Origin of the sequence: Streptomyces sp. NBC_00028 (assembly GCF_045041065.1) — a bacterium.
Lineage (GTDB): Bacteria > Actinomycetota > Actinomycetes > Streptomycetales > Streptomycetaceae > Streptomyces.
Map to the genome: position 1 here is coordinate 5,055,745 of NZ_CP108293.1, position 19,827 is coordinate 5,075,571.

A 19,827-nucleotide genomic window follows, 5' to 3' on the forward strand; every position below is an offset into this window, starting at 1 on the left:
GCCCCGTCACACGATGAGCAGTACCACCAACTCGCCGACGCACCACACGTCCACGATCGGCTCGATCGGCACGCCGAGCCGGCGCAACACCGAGCTCGCGCTGCTGGTGTTCGCCGTCGTCATCCCGGTGTTCGCCTACGCCAACGTAGGCCTCGCCATCAACGACGAACTCCCCGCCGGTCTGCTGGGCTACGGCCTGGGTCTCGGCCTGCTGGCCGGCGTCGGCCATCTCGTCGTACGCAAGTTCGCACCGTATGCGGACCCGCTGCTGCTGCCGTTGGCGACGCTGCTGAACGGGCTGGGCCTGGTGGCCATCTGGCGACTGGACCAGTCGAAGCTGCTGCAGCAGATCGGACAGGCCGGCGGCAAGGCGACCAACCAGCTCATCTACACCGCGCTGGGTATCGCCCTCTTCATCGCCGTGCTGGTCTTCCTCAAGGACCACCGGACCCTGCAGCGCTACACCTACATCTCCATGGTGGGCGCGCTGTTCCTGCTGCTGCTTCCGCTCGTCCCGGGCCTCGGCGCGGACATCACCTACGGCGCCAAGATCTGGATCCAGGTCGGCAGCTTCACCATCCAGCCCGGTGAGTTCGCCAAGATCGTGCTGGCGATCTTCTTCGCCGGCTATCTGATGGTCAAGCGCGACGCCCTGGCCCTGGCCAGCCGCCGCTTCATGGGCCTGTACCTGCCTCGCGGACGCGACCTCGGCCCGATCATCGTCGTCTGGATGATCTCGATCCTCATCCTGGTCTTCGAGACCGACCTCGGTACATCCCTGCTGTTCTTCGGGATGTTCATCATCATGCTGTACGTCGCCACCGAGCGGACCAGCTGGATCGTCTTCGGCCTGCTGATGTCCGCGGCCGGCGCCGTCGGCGTGGCCAGCTTCGAACCACATGTCCAGACCCGTGTCCAGGCCTGGCTCGACCCGATGCACGAGTACCTCCTCAGCCGCAACGGCAGCAACGACGGCATCGTCCACTCCGAGCAGGCCATGCAGGCTCTGTGGGCTTTCGGCTCCGGCGGCACCCTCGGCACCGGCTGGGGCCAGGGGCACTCCGAGCTCATCCGCTTCGCCGCCAACTCCGACTTCATCCTCGCCACGTTCGGCGAGGAACTGGGCCTGGCCGGCGTCATGGCGATCCTGCTGATCTACGGCCTGATCGTGGAGCGTGGCGTCCGTACCGCCCTCGCCGCCCGCGACCCCTTCGGCAAGCTGCTCGCCGTCGGTCTGTCCGGTGCCTTCGCGCTCCAGGTCTTCGTCGTCGCCGGCGGTGTGATGGGCCTCATCCCGCTGACCGGTATGACGATGCCGTTCCTGGCGTACGGCGGATCCTCCGTCATCGCCAACTGGGCGCTCATCGGCATTTTGATCCGCATCAGCGACACCGCTCGTCGCCCGGCTCCCGCCCCCGCTCCGAACCCCGACGCCGAGATGACCCAGGTGGTCCGCCCGTCATGAACAAGCCCCTGCGCCGGATCGCACTCTTCTGCGGGCTCCTGGTCCTCGCCCTGCTCGTCCGCGACAACTGGCTCCAGTACGTCAAGGCCGACGACCTGCGGACCGACACCGACAACCGCCGTGTGGCCATCGAGCGGTACGCCACCCCGCGCGGCGACATCATCGTCGACGGCAAGGCCATCACTGGTCACGCCGAGACCACCACCGGCGACTTCAAGTACAAGCGGACCTACAAGAACGGCGCCATGTGGGCACCGGTCACCGGCTTCGTCTCGCAGTCCTACGGCGCCAACCAGCTCGAGTACATCGAGGACGGCATCCTCACCGGCAACGACGACCGGCTCTTCTTCCGCAACACCCTCGACATGATCACGGGCAAGCCGAAGGAGGGCGGCAACGTCGTCACCACCCTCAACGCCGCCGCCCAGAAGGCCGCCTACGAGGGTCTCGCCAAGCGCGGCAAGGGCGCGGTCGTCGCCCTGGAGCCGTCCACCGGCAAGATCCTGGCGCTGGCCTCCTACCCGTCGTACGACCCGGGAACGATCGCCGGCGGCGGCGACTCGGACGCGGCGGCCTGGAAGAAGCTCGACAAGAAGAACAACCCCGACGACCCGATGCTCAACCGGGCCCTGCGCGAGGTCTACCCGCCCGGCTCCACCTTCAAGGTCGTCACCGCGGCGGCGGCCCTGGAGAACGGCCTGTACGGCGACGCCGACGAGAAGACGAAGTCCCCGCTGCCCTGGGTCATGACGGGCACCCGGACCGAACTGAAGAACGAGGGCAACATCCCCTGCGAGAACGCCACCATGCGTGTCGCCCTGCAGTGGTCCTGCAACACCGTCTTCGGCAAGATCGGCGCCGACCTCGGCAACGACAAGATGCTGGACGAGGCCAAGAAGTTCGGCTTCGACGAGGAGCAGTTCACCCCCGTCCGCTCCAGCGCCTCCGTCTTCTCCGACGACATGGAGCCCTCGCAGGTCGCCCTGTCCTCCATCGGCCAGTACAACACCGCCGCCACCCCGCTCCAGATGGCCATGGTCGCCTCCGCGGTCGCCAACGACGGCAAGCTCATGAAGCCGTACATGGTCGACGAGCTCCAGGCCCCGAACCTGGACACCATCGCGAAGAACGACCCGGCCGAGCTCAGCCAGCCGCTGTCGCCGGAGAACGCGCAGGTCCTGCAGTCGATGATGGAGACCGTGGTCGAGAAGGGCACCGGCACCACCGCCCAGATCGGGAACGGCGTCACCGTCGGCGGCAAGACCGGTACCGCCCAGCACGGCGAGAACAACAGCAAGAACCCGTACGCCTGGTTCATCTCGTACGCCAAGCTCGCCGACGGCAGCAAGCCGGTCGCCGTGGCCGTGGTCGTCGAGGACGAGAGCGCGGTCCGCGAGAACATCTCCGGCAGCGGTCTCGCGGCACCGATCGCCAAGAGCGTCATGGAGGCGGTCATCAACTCCAAGAAGTGACCCCCATCACGTCCCCTTCACATCGGTGCACGTTGCGATACCGGTCCTGTATCGGGTGACGGGCTTGGCCAGGTCACACAAAGCCAGCCGGGTACGGTAGGCCCGGACGGCAGCCTCCGACCGCACACCAGTGCCGGTCGGGACCGACGGAGAGGGCTGGTAGGTAGCTATGGAAGAGCCGCGTCGCCTCGGCGGCCGGTACGAGCTGGGCCAGGTGCTCGGCCGTGGTGGCATGGCGGAGGTCTACCTCGCGCATGACACCCGGCTCGGCCGCACCGTGGCGGTGAAGACGCTGCGCGCGGACCTCGCACGCGACCCGTCCTTCCAGGCCCGGTTCCGCCGGGAGGCCCAGTCGGCCGCCTCGCTCAACCATCCCGCGATCGTCGCGGTCTACGACACGGGCGAGGACTACATCGACGGGGTCTCGATCCCGTACATCGTCATGGAGTACGTCGACGGCTCCACGCTGCGCGAACTCCTGCACTCCGGCCGCAAGCTGCTGCCCGAGCGCGCGATGGAGATGACGATCGGCATCCTCCAGGCCCTGGAGTACTCCCACCGCAACCAGATCGTCCACCGCGACATCAAGCCGGCCAACGTCATGCTGACGCGCAACGGCCAGGTCAAGGTCATGGACTTCGGCATCGCCCGCGCCATGGGCGACTCCGGCATGACGATGACCCAGACGTCCGCGGTGATCGGCACGGCGCAGTACCTGTCGCCGGAGCAGGCGAAGGGCGAGCAGGTCGACCAGCGTTCGGACCTCTACTCGACCGGCTGCCTCCTCTACGAACTCCTGACGGTCCGCCCCCCGTTCGTGGGCGACTCCCCGGTGGCCGTGGCCTACCAGCACGTCCGCGAGGAAGCACAGCCCCCGTCGGTCTTCGACCCCGAGATCACGCCCGAGATGGACGCGATCGTGCTCAAGGCCCTGGTCAAGGACCCGAACTACCGCTACCAGTCCGCCGACGAGATGCGCAACGACATCGAGGCGTGCCTGGACGGCCAGCCGGTCGCGGCCACGGCGGCGATGGGTTCGGTCGGCTACGGCTACCCCGACGACCAGCCGACCACCGCGCTCCGCTCGACGGACGCCGGCGCCACGTCGATGCTCCCGCCGATGAACCCGGACGACCCGAACTACGGCGGCTACGACGACCGCCCCGACCGCCGCCGCCAGAAGAAGAACAACACCTCCACAATCCTGCTGGTCGTGGCGGCAGTCCTGGTCCTGGTCGGCGCGATCCTGATCGGCAAGTGGGCGTTCAGCGGCAACAACGCCGCCGACGACAAGGTGGCGGTGCCGACGTTCATCGGCGAGACGCTGGACAGCGCCAAGACCATGGCGACGAACAGCGATCTGAAGCTGAGCACTTCCGAGAAGACCTGCGAGAACCAGCCGAAGGGCAAGATCTGCTCGCAGGACCCCAAGCCGGGCACCGACGTCGAGAAGCAGTCCACCATCAACCTGGTGGTCTCGACGGGCGCCCCGAAGGTGACCGTGCCGAGCGTCATCGGTGACCAGTTCGACGACGCCAAGACGAGGCTTGAGGGCGACGAATTCGGGCTCGTCGTCAAGAAGAAGGAGAAGGAGTCCACGGAGGAAACCGGCTCCGTTCTCGACCAGACTCCGGTCTTCGGCAAGGAAGTCGAAAAGGGCACGACGATCACCCTCACGGTCGCGGTCGAGGTCCAGAAGTCCACGGTGCCGGACGTCGCGGGCAAGACCTGTGACGAGGCCAAGGCCCTGATGACGTCCAGCAACCTCACCGGCAACTGCGTCACCGACACGGAGACCGACGACGACAACCTGGTCAACAAGGTCATCAGCACCGACCCCGGCATCGGCAACTCGGTCGACAAGGGCTCCACGGTGACGATCCACCTCGGCAAGAAGACCGAGAAGACCAAGGTCCCGAACGTCGTCGGACAAACGGTGCAGCAGGCCAAGCAGACTCTGCAGTCCCAGGGCTTCACCAACATCCAGTTCGCCAACGGCAGCGACCAGGGCGACAACGCGTTCGTCACCGACCAGGACCCGGATGCCAACAACGAGGTCGACGACCCGGCCGGCACGACCATCACGCTGACCACCATCGGCACTGGTGGAAACAACGGCGGCGGCAACAACGGAGGCACCAACTTCTTCGGCGGTACGACCGGATAGGCGCCCGGCACGGAGAAATATGCCTCCACGTATCTGAAAAGTCCCGGAACCAGAACGGTTCCGGGACTTTTCACTGAAGCCCACAGATTTCTTCAACTACCGGGCTGACTCCTTGATGCTCGCCCGAGCTGACAGCTGCTCAGGACCAGTCCCTGCAGTAGTTGAGCTTCTCGTCACCCTCGAAGCGGGCCACCTCAACACCGGTGGCCTCGATGCCGTATTCGTCCCGAGCAGTGGTGCTGAGAGTGAGGGTTTCACCCTTTCCGGAGGTGAGGGAGTGCCACTTCCACGTCACCACCGCCGAGTTCCCGACCTCCTTGGTGATGAGGCGAACCCGCACGTGGTGTCCGTCGGCGAGGGTGTCCGTGACCGACAGCGAGATGCCGAATTCCAGGTACGGCCAGATCTCCCCAGAGGGGTAGTCCGCCGACATGCCGCCACTCGCGCCCGTTGTCGAGCAGCTAGCAGTCGCGTCCGCGGCGGACGCCTGACCGGTAAATGCGACCGTGAGTACTGCCGTCGCGGCGCAAGCGGTAGCCATGCGCGTGCGAGTTCTCATATCGCTTCTCCTCTACCTTGCTGGTGGCCCAATCCCTCTCGGACGCCCCCCAGTGATCAGCAATGATGATCACCTAAAAGCTTGGGCAAGGACAACCAAAAATCAAACAGTTGACCGATATTGGGCTACCCCATTCACACCGAGCGAATGGCTCAAATCCATGGACAGTGCACAGAAGGCTCCCTTTGTACGAACAGCTAGCCTCCACCTCATGGACACATTCATGTCGATTTGAAGTAGATGGCCCCTTCGAGAGACAACCCGAGACCACTCGGCAGCGAGGGGACGAGAGACGTTAACTACCCGGCCACCGGCCCCACATGGTGGTGACTGAAAATGATCTACTGAAGGGTGTTGCACAATGCCGTGAAGAACCACATGGTGACGGGGCCAACAGCGACGTCGTCGTACGAGGGGCTGCGGAGACCGAGGCGTCGGCGTCATCGGCCGTACAGCCGACGGGAGGCGCGTCGCCGTCCAGTGCAAGAGGTTCGCGCCAGGCCTCTCCATCACCAGCTCTGACATGCAGAAGTTCGTCGGGGCGGCCAAGGTTCTGCACGTCTCGGAAGTAGCCCTCTTCGTGGCGACATGCGCCTTCACCCGGGAAGCGCTGAAAGTCGCCACCGCCGGCGGCGTCACCGCCGTACAGCGCGGCATGCTGGAGGAGTGGAGCACCGGAAAACCGCTTCAGATTCTCCTGTAGCCCCGCCTGAGCTCCTTCAAGGAGCTCAGTCAGCGCAGCTCCTTCGGCAACGTCCGCTCCCCATCCACCTTCTCCACCCGCACCAACTCCCCCCACACCACATACCGGTACCGCGACGTGTACACCGGCGTGCAGGTCGTCAGGGTGATGTACTTGCCGGCCTTCTTCTTGCCGGACTCCTTCGGGATGGCGCCCAGGACCTTGACGTTGTACTTCGACGTCTCCGGGAGGATCGCGTACGCCTTGTAGACGTACCACTTGTCCTTCGTCTCGAAGACGATCGGGTCGCCCTTCTCGATCTTGTCGATGTTGTGGAACTTGGCGCCGTGGCCGTCGCGGTGGGCGGCCAGCGAGAAGTTGCCGTCCTTGTCCGACGACGGGAGCGTGGCCTTCACCGGGTCCGTGTAGTAGCCCGCCACACCGTCGTTGAGGATCTTCGTCGATGTGCCCTTCTCGACCAGGACCTCGCCGTTCTTCATCGCCGGGACGTGCAGGAAGCCGATGCCGGCGCCGGTGTCCAGGGCTCCCGGCCCCGTGTTCTGGGCCCAGTTGTCGCGGACCTTGTCGGCCTGTTTGTCGGCCGCGCGATCCGCGATGACGTTCGTCCACCAGAGCGAGTACACGACGAAGAGGCCCAACACCAGGCCCGCGGTGATGAGGAGTTCACCGAAGACACTGATCGCCATCGCGATCCGGCCCATACCGCGGCGCCGACGCGCAGCGGAAGGGGGCGTGTCGGTGTGCTCCTGGTGGTCGGTGGTGGCTGCCACTTGGTCATCTGCCCTTAATTGACGAGCGCATCCGGCTTGCCCTTGCTGCGCGGCCGTTCCTCGACCATCTTGCCCCAGACGATCAACCGGTACTTGCTGGTGAACTCCGGCGTGCAGGTGGTGAGCGTGATGTAGCGACCCGGCTCCGTGAAACCCGAGTTCGGCGGCACCGGGTTCAGCACACTCGTGTTGCTCGGCGACGTCACCGGAAGTGACGACGTCATCTTGTACACGAAGTAGTCGTCCTGAGTCTCGACGACGATCTCGTCGCCCTTGCTCAGACGGTTGATGTAACGGAACGGCTCGCCATGCGTGTTGCGATGGCCCGCCAGCCCGAAGTTGCCGCTCTTCGCGCTCGGCATCGCCGTCTTCAACGCGCCCTCGGAGTAGTGACCCACCATGCCCCGGTCGAGCACCTTCTTGTTGCTGACGCCCTCGGCTATCGGCACGACCACGTCCAGCTTCGGGATGTGGAGGAGGGCGAAACCCTGCCCGGGCTCGAACTCCCCCGGCGCCCGCTTCCCGCTCTCCCACTCCTCCTGGAGGTTGCTCGCCTCCTTGCCGGCCTGCGCATGCGCCCGGACGTTCGTCCACCACAACTGGTACGTGACGAACAGCAGCATCAGCACGCCGGTGGTGATGAACACCTCACCGATCGCCCGGCTCGCGAGCACCCCGGGACTGGGCTTGCGGGCCTTCGCCCTACGGCGGGCCTCGACCCGGGAAAGCGGGGAGGAGGACTCCTCCGGCCCTTCCTCCGAGACGGCCGGCTCCGCCGGTCTGCCCCCGTGACGCCCGCCACGCCGCTTGGCGGCCTTTCTCCGGGCCGCACGGCCGCCCGGAGTGGTTCCGGATGCTGCTGATGCAGATGAGACGCCAGAGGGCGACGTAGGCTCATCTATTCGCTCCGGCAGGTCGGAGAGCCTGAGTGCCACCGTCTCTTCGTCGACGGGCGGCACATAAGGCTCGTAGGACTCGTACGGCTGCTGCTCCCCGTACGAGGCCTCCGACTCGCGCTCGGGGCGCAGCGCGGTCACGCCGTGGCCCTGCCCACCACCGGGGCCAGCCCCGCAGATCGCGCCACCGCACCCTGGTCGCCGCACTCCACCAGCCAGTTGGCCAGCATCTGGTGACCGTGCTCGGTGAGCACCGACTCGGGATGGAACTGGACGCCCTCGACGGGCAGTTCGCGGTGGCGGAGGCCCATGATGATGCCGTCGTGCGTCCGGGCCGTGACCTCCAGCTCGGCCGGGACCGTCTCCGGCTCCGCCGCCAGCGAGTGATAGCGGGTGGCCGTGAACGGGGTCGGCAGGCCCGCGAACACACCCTTGCCCTCGTGCTCCACCAGCGACGTCTTGCCGTGCAGCAGCTCAGGCGCCCGGTCCACGACCCCGCCGTACGCCACCTGCATCGACTGCATGCCCAGGCAGACACCGAACACCGGCACCCCGGTCGCCGCACAGTGGCGGACCATCTCGATGCAGACGCCCGCCTCCTCCGGCGTGCCCGGACCCGGCGAGAGCAGGACACCGTCGAAGCCGTCCTGGGCATGCGCCGTCGACACCTCGTCGTTGCGCAGCACCTCGCACTCGGCGCCCAGCTGGTACAGGTACTGCACCAGGTTGAAAACGAAGCTGTCGTAGTTGTCGACGACGAGAATCCGCGCACTCACTGGTTGTCCACCGTCACATCGTTGAAGGGCAGCAGCGGCTCCGCCCACGGGAAGACGTACTGGAAGAGGACATAGACCACAGCAAGCGCCAGCACGAGTGAGAGCAGCGCCTTCACCCACGCGTTCCCCGGCAGATGCCGCCAGATCCAGCCGTACATGCCGTCCCTTCCGTCGCACCACGGCACCAGACTCACGCCGTACCGCACCAGACTAACGGCGCAGGGCCGCTGGTTTCCCTGCCTCCACAGGCTGTGTGGAGTCCAGATGTGCCCACACGATCAGGCGGTGGCTGTGACCCCACTCCGGATCGCACGTGGTCAGGGTGAGATAGCGGCCCGACCTCTTGTACCCCGACTTACGTGGCACAGGATCGATCACCTCAACGTCCGTGGGAACGGTTTTGTAGGGCCCTTTGTCGATCCGATACGTGAACCAGGTCGTCCCGTCCGTCAGCACCACCGCGTCCCCGCGCCGCAGCTTCGGAAAGTCCTTGAACGGGTCGCCGTACGTCCGCCGATGCCCCGCCACCGAGAAGTTGCCCTCCCCACCCAGCTGCGCCGTGCGCGCGTAGTGACCGAGGCCCTTCTTCAGCGTGCCGACGCCGGTGCCCTCCAGCACCGGCTTGTTCCACGTGAAACCAAGACGCGGGATGTACATGATCGCGAAGGCCTTGCCGTTCTTGTACGGCGCCGGGGCGGGCGGACTCGCCGACGACGGGGAACCGCCCGTGCCCTTCGGCTGCTCGACGCTCCCCTTCGACCACTGCTCCTGGAGCTGGTCGATCTGCTCACCCATGACGTCGTCGGCCTTCACGCCGGTCCAGAAGAGCACGTAGACGACGAAGAGGACTATGACCGCGCCGACGGTGATGCAGAGTTCGCTGAGGGTCCTGATGACGAGACGTACACGCACCGGCGGCTCCCGGAGAGACCTACTCCACAGGCTTGGCGTACTGCAGATCCACTGTGCCCGAGTAGCCGGGCAGAGTCACCGTGCCGTCGTCCTCGACTTTCCATCCGAGGCCGTAGACGTTGACGTAGACCATGTAGTTCTGGATCGCCTTGCTGGCGGCCAGCGACTGCCTCAGCTTCTCCGGGTCCCCGACCGCCGTGATCTTGTACGGCGGTGAGTAGACCCGGCCCTGGAGGATGAGCGTGTTGCCCACACAGCGCACGGCGCTGGTGGAGATCAGCCGCTGGTCCATGACCTTGATGCCCTGGGCGCCGCCCTGCCACAGCGCGTTCACCACGGCCTGGAGATCCTGCTGGTGGATCACCAGGTAGTCGGGCTGCGGCTCCGGATAGCCGGGGAGCTTGGCCGTCGCGTCCGGCGGGGCGTCGTTGAGCGTGACGCTGACCGCCTCGCCCTTCAGCTTCTGGGTGCCCGCCTTCTTCTCCAGCGCCGTCAGCTTCTCGTCCTCGGCCCGCGTGGAGCCGTCGTCCCGCTCGGCCAGCGCCTCCACGTCGTCCCGCAGGGCACCGTTGGACTCGTCGAGCTGTCCGTTCTTGTGGCTACGCTCCAGGATCAGGTCGGAAAGCTTCAGCAGCGAGGCATCCGTGCGGATATTGGTGCCCTTGGCCGTATTGAAGCTCGTGAAGAAAATGAGGCCGGCGAGCGCGAAGACGGCCACCGTGAGCAGCCGGACGGGCCGGAAACGTCGGCCGCGGACAGGGGTGGATTCCATCCCCTGGGGGTTGGCAGAATTGCTCAACGTACCCTTATCTCCTTCGGCGCCGCGGAAGCACTACGCTAACGGACGCCCGGGGGAGCACTAAGTGTCCCCTTGTACGCTGCCCCGAGCCCGACCCAGCTACCTGCGCGGCCACGCAGCGCATCGACAGGAGAGACCCTCGTGCCGAAGTCACGTATCCGCAAGAAGGCCGATTACACGCCGCCGCCGGCGAAGCAGGCGACCAGCATCAAGCTGAACAGCCGCGCCTGGGTCGCGCCCGTCATGCTGGCCCTGTTCGTCATCGGGCTGGCCTGGATCGTCGTCTTCTATGTGACGGACGGCTCGCTGCCCCTCGACGCGTTGGACAACTGGAACATCGTGGTGGGCTTCGGCTTCATCGCCGCCGGATTCGGCGTCTCCACGCAGTGGAAGTAGCTCTACCCAGGGCTGTTCACTGAGTTATCCACAGATCGAAAAAATATCCACAGGCTACCTGGGGACAAAAGAACGACGATCTGTGGATAACTCACAGAGGGTTGACGCCGGTACGACTGCCACACCGGCCCCCGTATACCTGTTCGCCCCCTGCCTGACCTGCGGAAACACGGGTCAGCGACAGGGGGCACAGTTGTTCGCGCACACTGTGCACAAGATTCGCAACCCGCTGTGGACAACCGGGCTGTTCGCGCTCAGGTGAGCTGCGTGGTGCGCACCAGCGTCATGACGACCACCGCGACGAGGACCAGCGCGCAGGTGCCGTACTGGACGAGGGCGCGGCGCTCGCGCGGGGCGTGGACCATGGCGTAGCCGATGACGACGCCGCCCACGAGGCCGCCGATGTGGGCCTGCCAGGAGATGTTCGACCAGCCGAAGGTGAAGATCAGGTTGATCACCAGGAGGGCGATGACGGGTCGCATGTCGTACTGGAGTCGGCGCATGAGGACGGCCGTGGCGCCGAAGAGGCCGAAGATCGCGCCGGACGCGCCGAGCGAGGGCTGGTTGGGGGCGGCGAGCAGGTAGGTGAGGGCGCTGCCGGCGAGGCCGGAGAGGAAGTAGAGCGCGAGGTAGCGGGCGCGGCCGAGCGCTGCTTCCAGGGGGCCGCCGATCCACCACAGGCTGAGCATGTTGAAGATGATGTGGATGTAGCTGCCGTGGAGGAACATCGGGGTCAGCAGCCGGTACCACTGGCCTTCGGCCACGCCTTCGACGTCGCCGAGGACGGGGACGTAGGCGCGTCCGATGAGGTCGAAGCTGTCGGTGAAGCGGTCTCCGACGGAGAGCTGGACGAAGTACGCGGCGATGCACAGGCCGATGAGGATCTTGGTGACGAGCCGTGGGTCGGTGGTGATCGTGCCGCCGGCGAGTGTGCGGGGTGTTGCCGCGTCGGGGGCGTGGCCGGTGCCGGAGCCGCCGCGGACGCAGTCGGGGCATTGGAAGCCGACGGAGGCGCTGACCATGCATTCGGGGCAGATGGGGCGTTCGCAGCGGGTGCAGCGGATGCCGGTCTCGCGGTCGGGGTGGCGGTAGCAGCCGGGCAGGTCCTGTTCCTGCTGTGGGCTGCCTGGCGCCTGGTCCATGAGGTCGTCCCCTACGTCGTCGTATGCGAGGTCGTATGCAATGAAACCGCCCCGTCCCTCCTTACGGATGGACGGGGCGTTTGGTTCCCGGTGTCAGCTCTGGCGGGTCTCCACGACGACCGACTGGATGACGACGTCGTTCACGGGGCGGTCGGTGCGCGGGTTGGTCTGGGTGTCCGCGATGGCGTCGACGACCTTCTGGCTGGCGGGGTCGGTGACCTCGCCGAAGATGGTGTGTTTGCGGTTGAGCCAGGTCGTGGTGCCGACGGTGACGAAGAACTGTGAGCCGTTGGTGCCGGGGCCGGCGTTGGCCATGGCCAGGAGGTAGGGCTTGTTGAAGGAGAGGTCGGGGTGGAACTCGTCCTCGAACTGGTAGCCGGGGCCGCCGGTGCCGTTGCCCAGCGGGTCACCGCCCTGGATCATGAAACCGCTGATCACCCGGTGGAAGACCGTGCCGTCGTAGAGCCTGTTGGAGGACTTCTCGCCGGTGGCGGGGTGGGTCCACTCCCGCTCGCCCTGGGCGAGTTCGACGAAGTTGCGGACCGTTTTGGGGGCGTGGTTCGGCAGCAGCCGGATTTCGATGTCGCCTTGGTTGGTCTTCAGGGTGGCGTAGAGCTGCTCGGCCACGGTCTGCCTTCCGTTGTCCTCGTGTGACCTCCCGATCCTCGCACGGTCCGGGCTGTTCGGCGCCCGTCGGCTCGGTGGAGGTCCCGTTCAGGGGTCGTGGGCGGAAAATGGGACGAGTCATCTCGGGCCGGGCGCGCTCCTCGGCGATCCGTGGCATTGTCGACGGCAAGCTCCCGTTGCCCCGTATGCCCGCCCTCACATGCCTGTCCGTCAGTTGGCATGCATGATCCGTAAAAGGGTGGAAAGTCGAATTACCGTACGCCACCGAGGAGGAGGATTCCCGTGACCCGCATCGACAGCGTGCGCGCCGCGACCGGCTCGGCGAAGGACAGCGTGCTGCACGCCGCGGAAGTGGTGGCGCCCTACGCCGACACAGCCAAGGACAGGGCCGCGCACTACGCACAGGAGGCGCGCGTACGGCTCGCGCCGAGGGTGTCGCAGGCGGCCGAGCAGGCCCGTGTTCAGTACGACGCGCATCTCGCGCCGCGGCTGGAGCAGGCCCGTACGCATGTTCCGCCGAAGGTCGACCAGGCTGCCCATGAGGCTGCTGAGCGCACCCGGAAGGCGGCCCGGCAGGCCGCCGACTACTCACGTCCGAGGATCGAGCAGGCCGTGGCCGCGGCCGGTCCGGTGAGGGACGAGGCCGCTTCCCGCAGTGTGGCCGCGCTGGCCGCACTGCGAGGGCAGGTATCGCCGAAGGAGATCGAGAAGCTGACGCGTAAGCATGCGCGGCGGGCGAGGGCCGGCCGTCTTGCGAAGGCGTTGGCGGTGACCGGGCTGATCGTGGGCGGTGCCTTCGCGGCCTGGAAGTGGTGGGACAAGCAGGCCAACCCGGACTGGCTGGTGGAGCCGCCGGCCGCGACCGAGGTGCCCGAGTCCAACGGGCTGACGTCGGTGGACGGCAGCGGTCAGTCCGTGCTCGACCCTGAGGTGCAGGCCAAGCAGGCCGAGGAGGAGGCCGCGCATCGCGACGAGCAGCGGTGACGTTGACGTCCGGCGATGTGAGTGGTCGGCGAAGTCCGGCGCTTTGAATTGCTGTGGGGCGGGAGGCCTGAACCGGGCCTCCCGCCCCACAGCGATGTTTCACGTGAAACGTCGGCCGAAGAGGCTCCCGGCAGATCCCGGGTGCGGGGCGCTCTCGGGTGCGGTCAGCTGGAGTCCGTACCAGAGGACCGCCTGGTTCGAGGTGATGACCGGGACGCCGAGTTCCTGTTCCAGGGGGACGACGGCGCCCCGGGAGGGGAAGCCGCTGCCCGGTACCAGGACGCTGTCGGGGCGGGGGGTGTCGGGGTCGTGGAATGCCTTGACGACCTGCTGATGGACCTCGGTGGGGTCGATCGTCCAGTGGGCGCCCTCATCGAAGGCGTTGTAGCGGGCTGTGCCGTCCCACTCCGGGCCCAGCTGGAACTGGACGAGACGGGTCTCTTCGATGCCGACCTCGCCGAGGTACGCCTCGGTGGCCCGGAAGGTGGGTTCGGTGAACCAGGGCGGCATGACGAGCAGGGGGCGGCGTATGCCGGACGCCTGGAGGGCGGCGGTGATGGCTGTGGCCGCTGTGTAGACGCGGACGCCGTGGGAGTGGGCGCCGGCCGTCTCGATGAACTCGGTGTCGAAGGCGGGTCCGCCGAAGAAGCTGCTCGATCCGAAGCAGAGCGCGATGCTGTGCGCGCCCAGTCGGCCCAGCTGGTCCAGACCCCGGACGACGTCGGGGGCGTGGGCGAGGGCCCCGGCGGGGCTGCCGACGTATTCGGTGTCGGCGGGGCGTGGGCATTCGAAGCGGGCGGTGTGGATCGAGACGTCGTCGGGGGCCATGCGCCAGATCTCGGTCTCGGGCACGGGGTCGTTGTGGATGACGAGGATGCCGAGGCGGGCGGCGGTGGCCATCAGAGGTCACCTGCCGGGGCGGGGGTGGCGGTCGGGAGGGCTTGTGCGGCTTCCGGGTCGACTCCCGCAGTCTCCGGGTCGACTCCCGCGGTCTCCGTGCCGGCTCCCGCAGTCTCCGGGTCGACTCCCGCAGCCGCCGTGCCGGCTCCCGCAGCCTCCGTGCCGGCTCCCGCAGCCGCCGTGCCGGTTCCCGCAGCCTCCGTGTCTGCTTGGGTCGTCGCCGCGAAGCCGATCCACGCGATCACCGCGCCGGCCAGGGCGACGCCGCCAGCCAACAGGAACGCCGTACGGAAGGCGCCGTCACCGGGGTCGGTGCCGAGGACGAGGACCAGGGCCGCGACGCCGAAGGCGCCGCCCGCGTACTGGGTGGTGGTCATCAGGGCACCGGCGACGCCCTGGTTGCGGTCGTCCACATCACGGGTTCCGCCGACGAACATCGAGGTGTAGATCATGCCGTGGCCGAGGCCGCTGATCACCAGGCCGGGCAGGAGCGCGGCGAGGTAGCTGTGGTGGGTGGCGGAGACGCCCAGCAGGGCGAGGCCGAGGGCGCCGACGGTGAACGCGAGGGCCAGGGAGCGGCGGACGCCGAGGGGACCGACGATCTTTCCGGCGATCATGTTGCCGAAGGTGATGCATGCGGCGAGCGGCAGGAAGGCGATGCCCGCGGCGAGCGGGGCGTAGTCGCGGCCGTCCTGGAGGAGCAGGGTGACCAGGTAGAACTCGACGCCCGCGACGCTCGCCATGTAGAGCGCGGAGGAGCACATGCCCATGACGAGGCTGCGGGTGCGTCGCAGTACGGGGTCGACGAGGGGTTGGGTGCTGACGCGCTCGCGTCCGGCGAACAGCGCAAGCAGGAGGGCTCCGGCGAGGAAGCTGCCCAGGGTCAGCGGGTCGGTCCAGCCGGCGTCGGCGGCGAGGGTGAGGCCGAAGACGGAGACCAGGACCGTGGCGGTGCACAGCACGGCGTTGAGGACGTTGAGTGTGGTGGTGCGGCCGTGCTCGGACCTGCCCGGCAGGAACTTGGGGGCGGCGAGCACGCACAGTACGGCGAAGGGCAGGTTCACGAAGAACGTCCAGCGCCAGGAGAGGCTGGTCAGCAGGCCGCCGATGACGACGCCGGCGGCGAGGCCGCTGGCGCCGACCGTGCCCCAGACGGCGAGTGCCCGGGTGCGTTCCTTGCCGGCCGGGAACGTGGTGTTGACCAGGGCGAGGATCGAGGGCTGGAGGCAGGCCGCGGCGATGCCCTGGAGGGCGCGGGTGATCAGCAGCAGTGCGGCGTTGGCGGCGAGGCCGCCCAGCAGTGAGGCGACGCCGAAGAGGACCAGCGCGGCCATGAACAGCTTGCGCGCGCCGAGCCGGTCGCCGAGTCGGCCGCCGACGATCAGGAAGCCGGCGAAGAAGACGGAGTAGGCGCTGACGACCCACTGCTTGGCGGTGCCGGACAGGTCCAGGTCGGCGCTGATGTCCGGCAGGGCGACGAAGATGACGGAGAAGTCGAGCGCGATGAGGAACTGGGCCGCGGAGAGGGTGATGAGCCCGCCGAGGAGTCCACGGGACGCCGCCGGCGTGGGGGGTGTGGTGGGTAGGGGCATGGTGGGGTGACCGCCTGGTTCTGTAGTCGTGCCGTCAGGTGCGCTGTCGGCGGCGCCGTCTGTCGTGCCGTCAGGTGTTATGCCGACGACATCGTTCGTCGTGGCGTCAGAGGTGGGGGGCGTGGTGAGCTCGTGCGGGGGCGAGTGCCTGGGCCAGTTCCTCGACCGTGTCGGCCACCGGCCCGGCGCCCGCCTCCGTCAGTTGCGTGCGCGTGGCGACGCCGTAGGTGACGCCGATCGCGGGGATGCCGGCCGCGGCGGCCATCCGCATGTCGTCGACGGCGTCACCGACGACCACGCTTCGGCCGGGTGCGACGGCGACGGAGCGGGCCGCGAGGAGGGCCAGGTCGGGGTGGGGTTTGCCACGTGGGGCCATGCCGTGGCAGACGACGGCGTCGAACGCGTCGAGGAGGCCCGCGGGTTCGAGGAGTTCGAGCGCGCTGGCCCGGATCTTGCTGGTGCAGATCGCGATCCTGCGGCCCTCGGCCCTTAGCCGCCCCAGGAGTTCGGGTACGCCGGGGAAGACCAGGTCGGCGGCCTTGGGGACGACCTCCTCGCGGAACAGTTCCCGGAACAGGGCGACCGCCGCGGTCACGTCGGGGTGCTCCTCGGGGAGCCCGGTGAGTTCGGCGAAGACGGCGCCGAGCGGTTTGCCGACGGTGGCGCGGATCCGGTCCGCGGGGACGTCGGGTCGGCCGGTCAGCTCCAGCACCCGGGCGAGGACGCCGGCGATGGCGCCGGGGGTGTCCAGGAGGGTGCCGTCGAGGTCGAAGAGGACGGCGTCGGGGGTCTCGTGGGGGGTCATGCGTCCGCCTTCGCCTGAGCGGCCAGTTCGAGGGCGAACTGGCCCGCGAACTGCCCGGCGAGGCTCGCGGTGGACAGCAGGACGGCGCGGTTGGCGGCGGAGGTGCGGCCCGCGGTCGCCTTGGAGATCGCCTTGAGGAGGTAGGGGGTGATGGCGGGGCCGCTGACGCCCGCCGCCCTGGCCTCGGCGGTGGCGTCGGCGAGGGCGGCCTCGATGTCGGCGGAGGGGATGCCGTCCGCCTCGTGGATCGGGTGGGTGATCAGGGGCGAGGTGGCGTTGCCGGCCCGCCAGTGGGCGAGGACGACGGCGGCGATCTCGCGCAGGTCGTCGAGGCGGTGCGGGTTGGGGATGCCGCTGCTGACGCTGAGATAGGCGGGGAAGTCGTCGCAGCGGTAGCCGAGGACCGGGATACCGGCCGTCTCCAGCCACTCCAGGGTCCACGCCGGGTGCAGCATCGACTTGGCGCCCGCGCAGACCACGGCCACCTTGCTGCGGGTGAACTGCACGAGGTCGGCGGAGATGTCGAAGGTGTCGGGGGCGTCGCGGTGCACCCCGCCGATGCCGGCCACGGCGAACACCCGGATGCCGGCCAGTTCCGCGGCGACCAGGGAGGAGGAGACGGTGGTGGCGCCGGAGCCGCCGCGGGCCAGGGTGATGCCCATGTCCCGGGTGCTGACCTTGGGTACGGCCGGGTCGGCGGCGAAGAGTTCGAGCTGGTCCTTGGTCATGCCGACGCGTATCCGGCCGTCGAGCAGGGCGACCCGGGCGGGCACGGCGCCCTCGGCGCGGACGGCGGCGTCGATGTCGAGGGCCAGGTCGAGGTTGGCGGGGTAGGGCAGGCCGTGTGGGATGGCCGAGGACTCCAGGGCGACGACCGGGCGGCCCTCGTGCAGGGCCTCGCGGACCTCCTCGTCGATGTCGAGGAGGGTGGGGTCGGCGGCGAGGGCGGTGGCGGAGACGGTCATGTGGGGGCTCCTCAGCTGTTCGGGGCGGACGACGAGGCGGCGTGTACGTCGGCTTCGAGGGCGAGCGAGCCGCCGGAGACCGTGCCGGTGCCGGTGCCATCCAGGAAGCGGGGGTGCGCGCCGCGCATGGAGGCGAGTACGAACTCGTAGGGCAGGTCGTCGAAGGAGCCGTGGTCCTTGAGGAACTCCATGGCGGCGCCGCTGCCGTGCGGGTGGTAGAGGCTGTCGGTGCGCCCGTCGAACTCCAGGGGCTGCATGCCGTACAGCTTGCAGAGCACCTTGTTGAAGACGGGGGTGGCCTTCACCCAGCGGCCGTCGAGGTGGATCTGGGTGAGGCCGTGGAAGAAGATGTCGCCGCCGATGTGCTCGATGAGACGGGGCGAGGCGAGGTGGTTGCGGACGTCGCCGTACACCAGTTTCGAGGGGATGCCGAGGGCGCGTACGGCGGCGGCGAACAGGGCCGACTTGTGCAGGCAGAAGCCGGACCTGGCGGTGGCGGTGCTGGAGGCCTTGAGGCCCTCGCGGGACAGGTCGGCACCGTAGACCTCGTAGTGGACGGTGTCGCGGACCGCATAGTACAGCTTCACGGCGTTCTCGCGGCGGTCGGCCGAGCGGTCGTCGATGACGGCGTCGATGAAGGTCTGGACGGCGTCGGACTCGTAGTCCAGGAACTCGGTGGGCGCGGTAAGGCTGCTGGTCACGTCAGTGGTGGTCATGACTGGTTCCCTGGTCAGAGGCCGAGAAGGCTGGCGATCCGGGTGCGCTGGATCTCACTGGTGCCGGAGTAGATGGTCCCGGCGACGGAGTCACGCAGTCCGCGTTCGACGCCGTGGGCGGTGAGGACCCCGCGGCCGCCGTGGATGCGGACCGCGTCGAGGGCGTTCTGCACGTTCGCCTCCGATACGACGGTCTTGGTGGCGGCGAGGTCCAGCGCGGCGTCCTTGCTCGCCTCGACCTTCGCGCCGGTGTCCCGCAGCCATTTGCGTGCGGTCTCGGTCCGGATCTTCATGGTGGCGATCTTGTGGGAGATGGCCTGGTACTTCCCGATGGGTTGGCCGAACTGCGTGCGGTCCTTGGCGAATCGGACCGTCTCCTCCAGCCGTCGGGTCATCTCGCCGAGCGTGATGGAGAAGGCGAAGAGCACCTCGCGCTTCATGACGTGGTCGAGGACGAGGAACCCGGCGCCCTCCCCGCCGACCCGCTGGGCGGCCGGCACCCGAAGTTCCTCGAAGGCGAGGGTGCCGATCGGGCTGGTGCGCAGCCCGATCTTGTCCATGGCCGGCCCGACGACCAGGCCGGGCGTCCCGGCCTCGACGAGGAGACAGGTCAGCCCGAACGGGCCGGGGGCGCCGGTGCGGACGTAGAGAAGGAAGACGTCGGCGACGGGGGCGTTGGTGATGAACATCTTCGCGCCGCTGACGACGTAGTGGTCGCCGTCGCGGACGGCGGTGGTGGAGATGTTCATCGCGTCGGAGCCGCCGGACTCCTCGGTGATGGCGTGAGCGGTGATCAGATCGCCGGAGACGATCTTCGGGAGGTAGCGCTCCTTCAGGTCGTCGTCGCCGAACCGCTGGAGGGGTGTGCCCACGGACACGATCTGGGTGGAGGCGGAGAAGGACAGTCCGGAGTCGTGCGAGACGCGGCCCAGTCCTTCCAGGGCCCGCATGGTGTCGGTCAGGGACCGGCCGTGGCCGCCGTACGCGGGGGCGAAGGGGGTGCGCAGGAGGCCGGAGTCCTGGACGGCCGACCACTTGTCCCGGGGAAACTCGGCCCTGCTGTCGAGTCCTTCGAGATCGGCGTTGAGGCGGTCGGCCCAGGGGGCCATCAGATGGAGGAGGTCGGTGGGGGGCGGTTGATCGGACATGGGCTGCTCCTTGAACAGTCGAACCGTCAGTAC

General features: G+C 67.9%; 21 protein-coding genes. 6 read left to right on the top strand and 15 right to left on the bottom strand.

The genetic code is table 11. From position 1 onward, the window contains the following. The first annotated feature begins 13 nt into the window (after window positions 1–13). From OG885_RS22710 to pknB, 3 genes are all read left to right on the top strand, one after another. Window positions 14–1,465, top strand: coding sequence for an FtsW/RodA/SpoVE family cell cycle protein (locus OG885_RS22710; protein WP_405734466.1), 1,452 nt, complete (start codon window positions 14–16; stop codon window positions 1,463–1,465). Next, window positions 1,462–2,937 carry a peptidoglycan D,D-transpeptidase FtsI family protein gene (locus OG885_RS22715; RefSeq protein WP_405734468.1) on the top strand — a complete coding sequence of 492 codons (1,476 nt, stop codon included), beginning with the start codon at window positions 1,462–1,464 and terminating at the stop codon, window positions 2,935–2,937. Before OG885_RS22710 ends, OG885_RS22715 begins: the two co-directional genes overlap by 4 nt. A gap of 169 nt (window positions 2,938–3,106) precedes the next feature. After that, window positions 3,107–5,104, top strand: coding sequence for a Stk1 family PASTA domain-containing Ser/Thr kinase (pknB, locus tag OG885_RS22720; protein ID WP_405734470.1), 1,998 nt, complete (start codon window positions 3,107–3,109; stop codon window positions 5,102–5,104). Between the two features lie 139 nt (window positions 5,105–5,243). Here pknB and OG885_RS22725 read toward each other — a convergent pair whose 3' ends face one another. Next, window positions 5,244–5,537, bottom strand: coding sequence for a hypothetical protein (locus tag OG885_RS22725; protein ID WP_194078696.1), 294 nt, complete (start codon window positions 5,535–5,537; stop codon window positions 5,244–5,246). 568 nt (window positions 5,538–6,105) lie between these two features. Between OG885_RS22725 and OG885_RS22730 the strand changes: the two genes are divergently transcribed. After that, complete coding sequence (locus tag OG885_RS22730; RefSeq protein WP_405742824.1) at window positions 6,106–6,366, top strand: restriction endonuclease; 261 nt, start codon at window positions 6,106–6,108, stop codon at window positions 6,364–6,366. Between the two features lie 29 nt (window positions 6,367–6,395). Here the strand turns inward: OG885_RS22730 and OG885_RS22735 are convergent, their stop codons facing one another. From OG885_RS22735 to OG885_RS22760, 6 genes are read right to left on the bottom strand one after another with little or no spacing between them, the layout of a single operon-like run. Continuing rightward, complete coding sequence (locus OG885_RS22735; RefSeq protein ID WP_405734473.1) at window positions 6,396–7,136, bottom strand: class E sortase; 741 nt, start codon at window positions 7,134–7,136, stop codon at window positions 6,396–6,398. A 14-nt stretch (window positions 7,137–7,150) separates the two neighbouring features. Further along, window positions 7,151–8,173 (bottom strand): class E sortase, encoded by a 1,023-nt coding sequence (locus tag OG885_RS22740; RefSeq protein WP_405734475.1) that lies wholly within the window; start codon window positions 8,171–8,173, stop codon window positions 7,151–7,153. Beyond that, entirely contained in the window at window positions 8,170–8,808 is a 639-nt protein-coding gene (locus OG885_RS22745; RefSeq protein WP_329337028.1) for an aminodeoxychorismate/anthranilate synthase component II, read from the bottom strand. The genes OG885_RS22740 and OG885_RS22745 overlap by 4 nt, the downstream gene beginning before the upstream one ends. Continuing rightward, on the bottom strand, window positions 8,805–9,002 hold the full coding sequence (locus OG885_RS22750; protein ID WP_165951216.1) for a hypothetical protein: 198 nt from the start codon (window positions 9,000–9,002) through the stop codon (window positions 8,805–8,807). The genes OG885_RS22745 and OG885_RS22750 overlap by 4 nt, the downstream gene beginning before the upstream one ends. Window positions 9,003–9,018: 16 nt before the next feature. Further along, window positions 9,019–9,720: a class E sortase gene (locus OG885_RS22755; protein WP_399953234.1), complete on the bottom strand. Its 702-nt coding sequence runs from the start codon at window positions 9,718–9,720 to the stop codon at window positions 9,019–9,021. Window positions 9,721–9,739: 19 nt separating this feature from the next. Continuing rightward, on the bottom strand, window positions 9,740–10,519 hold the full coding sequence (locus OG885_RS22760; RefSeq protein WP_405734478.1) for a DUF881 domain-containing protein: 780 nt from the start codon (window positions 10,517–10,519) through the stop codon (window positions 9,740–9,742). A gap of 141 nt (window positions 10,520–10,660) precedes the next feature. On the opposite strand from OG885_RS22760, the gene crgA reads away from it, so the two are divergent. After that, complete coding sequence (gene crgA / locus OG885_RS22765; protein WP_405734480.1) at window positions 10,661–10,915, top strand: cell division protein CrgA; 255 nt, start codon at window positions 10,661–10,663, stop codon at window positions 10,913–10,915. Window positions 10,916–11,169: 254 nt separating this feature from the next. Here the strand turns inward: crgA and OG885_RS22770 are convergent, their stop codons facing one another. Together OG885_RS22770 and OG885_RS22775 are read right to left on the bottom strand one after the other, a co-directional pair. Then, window positions 11,170–12,057: a rhomboid family intramembrane serine protease gene (locus OG885_RS22770; protein ID WP_405734482.1), complete on the bottom strand. Its 888-nt coding sequence runs from the start codon at window positions 12,055–12,057 to the stop codon at window positions 11,170–11,172. Between the two features lie 93 nt (window positions 12,058–12,150). Beyond that, window positions 12,151–12,684: a peptidylprolyl isomerase gene (locus OG885_RS22775; protein ID WP_405734483.1), complete on the bottom strand. Its 534-nt coding sequence runs from the start codon at window positions 12,682–12,684 to the stop codon at window positions 12,151–12,153. A 282-nt stretch (window positions 12,685–12,966) separates the two neighbouring features. Here OG885_RS22775 and OG885_RS22780 point away from each other — a divergent pair, with 282 nt between their 5' ends. Next, window positions 12,967–13,668 carry a DUF5324 family protein gene (locus tag OG885_RS22780; protein ID WP_405734484.1) on the top strand — a complete coding sequence of 234 codons (702 nt, stop codon included), beginning with the start codon at window positions 12,967–12,969 and terminating at the stop codon, window positions 13,666–13,668. Between the two features lie 99 nt (window positions 13,669–13,767). On the opposite strand, the gene OG885_RS22785 is transcribed toward OG885_RS22780, so the two are convergent. From OG885_RS22785 to OG885_RS22810, 6 genes are all read right to left on the bottom strand, one after another. Continuing rightward, entirely contained in the window at window positions 13,768–14,568 is an 801-nt protein-coding gene (locus OG885_RS22785) for a hypothetical protein (protein ID WP_405734485.1), read from the bottom strand. Further along, on the bottom strand, window positions 14,568–16,160 hold the full coding sequence (locus OG885_RS22790) for an MFS transporter (RefSeq protein ID WP_405734487.1): 1,593 nt from the start codon (window positions 16,158–16,160) through the stop codon (window positions 14,568–14,570). Before OG885_RS22790 ends, OG885_RS22785 begins: the two co-directional genes overlap by 1 nt. A gap of 106 nt (window positions 16,161–16,266) precedes the next feature. Then, the gene (locus OG885_RS22795; RefSeq protein WP_405734489.1) at window positions 16,267–16,965 is read right to left on the bottom strand and encodes an HAD family hydrolase; all 699 of its coding nucleotides are present in this window, start codon (window positions 16,963–16,965) and stop codon (window positions 16,267–16,269) included. Continuing rightward, entirely contained in the window at window positions 16,962–17,930 is a 969-nt protein-coding gene (locus OG885_RS22800) for a pseudouridine-5'-phosphate glycosidase (RefSeq protein ID WP_405734491.1), read from the bottom strand. Before OG885_RS22800 ends, OG885_RS22795 begins: the two co-directional genes overlap by 4 nt. Window positions 17,931–17,941: 11 nt before the next feature. Then, the gene (locus OG885_RS22805) at window positions 17,942–18,646 is read right to left on the bottom strand and encodes a transglutaminase family protein (RefSeq protein WP_405734493.1); all 705 of its coding nucleotides are present in this window, start codon (window positions 18,644–18,646) and stop codon (window positions 17,942–17,944) included. A gap of 14 nt (window positions 18,647–18,660) precedes the next feature. Further along, window positions 18,661–19,794 carry an acyl-CoA dehydrogenase family protein gene (locus OG885_RS22810; RefSeq protein ID WP_405734495.1) on the bottom strand — a complete coding sequence of 378 codons (1,134 nt, stop codon included), beginning with the start codon at window positions 19,792–19,794 and terminating at the stop codon, window positions 18,661–18,663. Window positions 19,795–19,827 lie beyond the last annotated feature (33 nt).

Excerpts from the sequence above, each read along its gene's own strand:
- OG885_RS22710 (WP_405734466.1), top strand. The coding sequence starts at position 14 with ATGAGCAGTACCACCAACTCGCCGACGCACCACACGTCCACGATCGGC.
- OG885_RS22715 (WP_405734468.1), top strand. The coding sequence starts at position 1,462 with ATGAACAAGCCCCTGCGCCGGATCGCACTCTTCTGCGGGCTCCTGGTC.
- pknB (WP_405734470.1), top strand. The coding sequence starts at position 3,107 with ATGGAAGAGCCGCGTCGCCTCGGCGGCCGGTACGAGCTGGGCCAGGTG.
- OG885_RS22725 (WP_194078696.1), bottom strand. The coding sequence starts at position 5,537 with ATGTCGGCGGACTACCCCTCTGGGGAGATCTGGCCGTACCTGGAATTC.
- OG885_RS22770 (WP_405734482.1), bottom strand. The coding sequence starts at position 12,057 with ATGGACCAGGCGCCAGGCAGCCCACAGCAGGAACAGGACCTGCCCGGC.
- OG885_RS22785 (WP_405734485.1), bottom strand. The coding sequence starts at position 14,568 with ATGGCCACCGCCGCCCGCCTCGGCATCCTCGTCATCCACAACGACCCC.
- OG885_RS22790 (WP_405734487.1), bottom strand. The coding sequence starts at position 16,160 with ATGCCCCTACCCACCACACCCCCCACGCCGGCGGCGTCCCGTGGACTC.
- OG885_RS22795 (WP_405734489.1), bottom strand. The coding sequence starts at position 16,965 with ATGACCCCCCACGAGACCCCCGACGCCGTCCTCTTCGACCTCGACGGC.
- OG885_RS22800 (WP_405734491.1), bottom strand. The coding sequence starts at position 17,930 with ATGACCGTCTCCGCCACCGCCCTCGCCGCCGACCCCACCCTCCTCGAC.
- OG885_RS22805 (WP_405734493.1), bottom strand. The coding sequence starts at position 18,646 with ATGACCACCACTGACGTGACCAGCAGCCTTACCGCGCCCACCGAGTTC.
- OG885_RS22810 (WP_405734495.1), bottom strand. The coding sequence starts at position 19,794 with ATGTCCGATCAACCGCCCCCCACCGACCTCCTCCATCTGATGGCCCCC.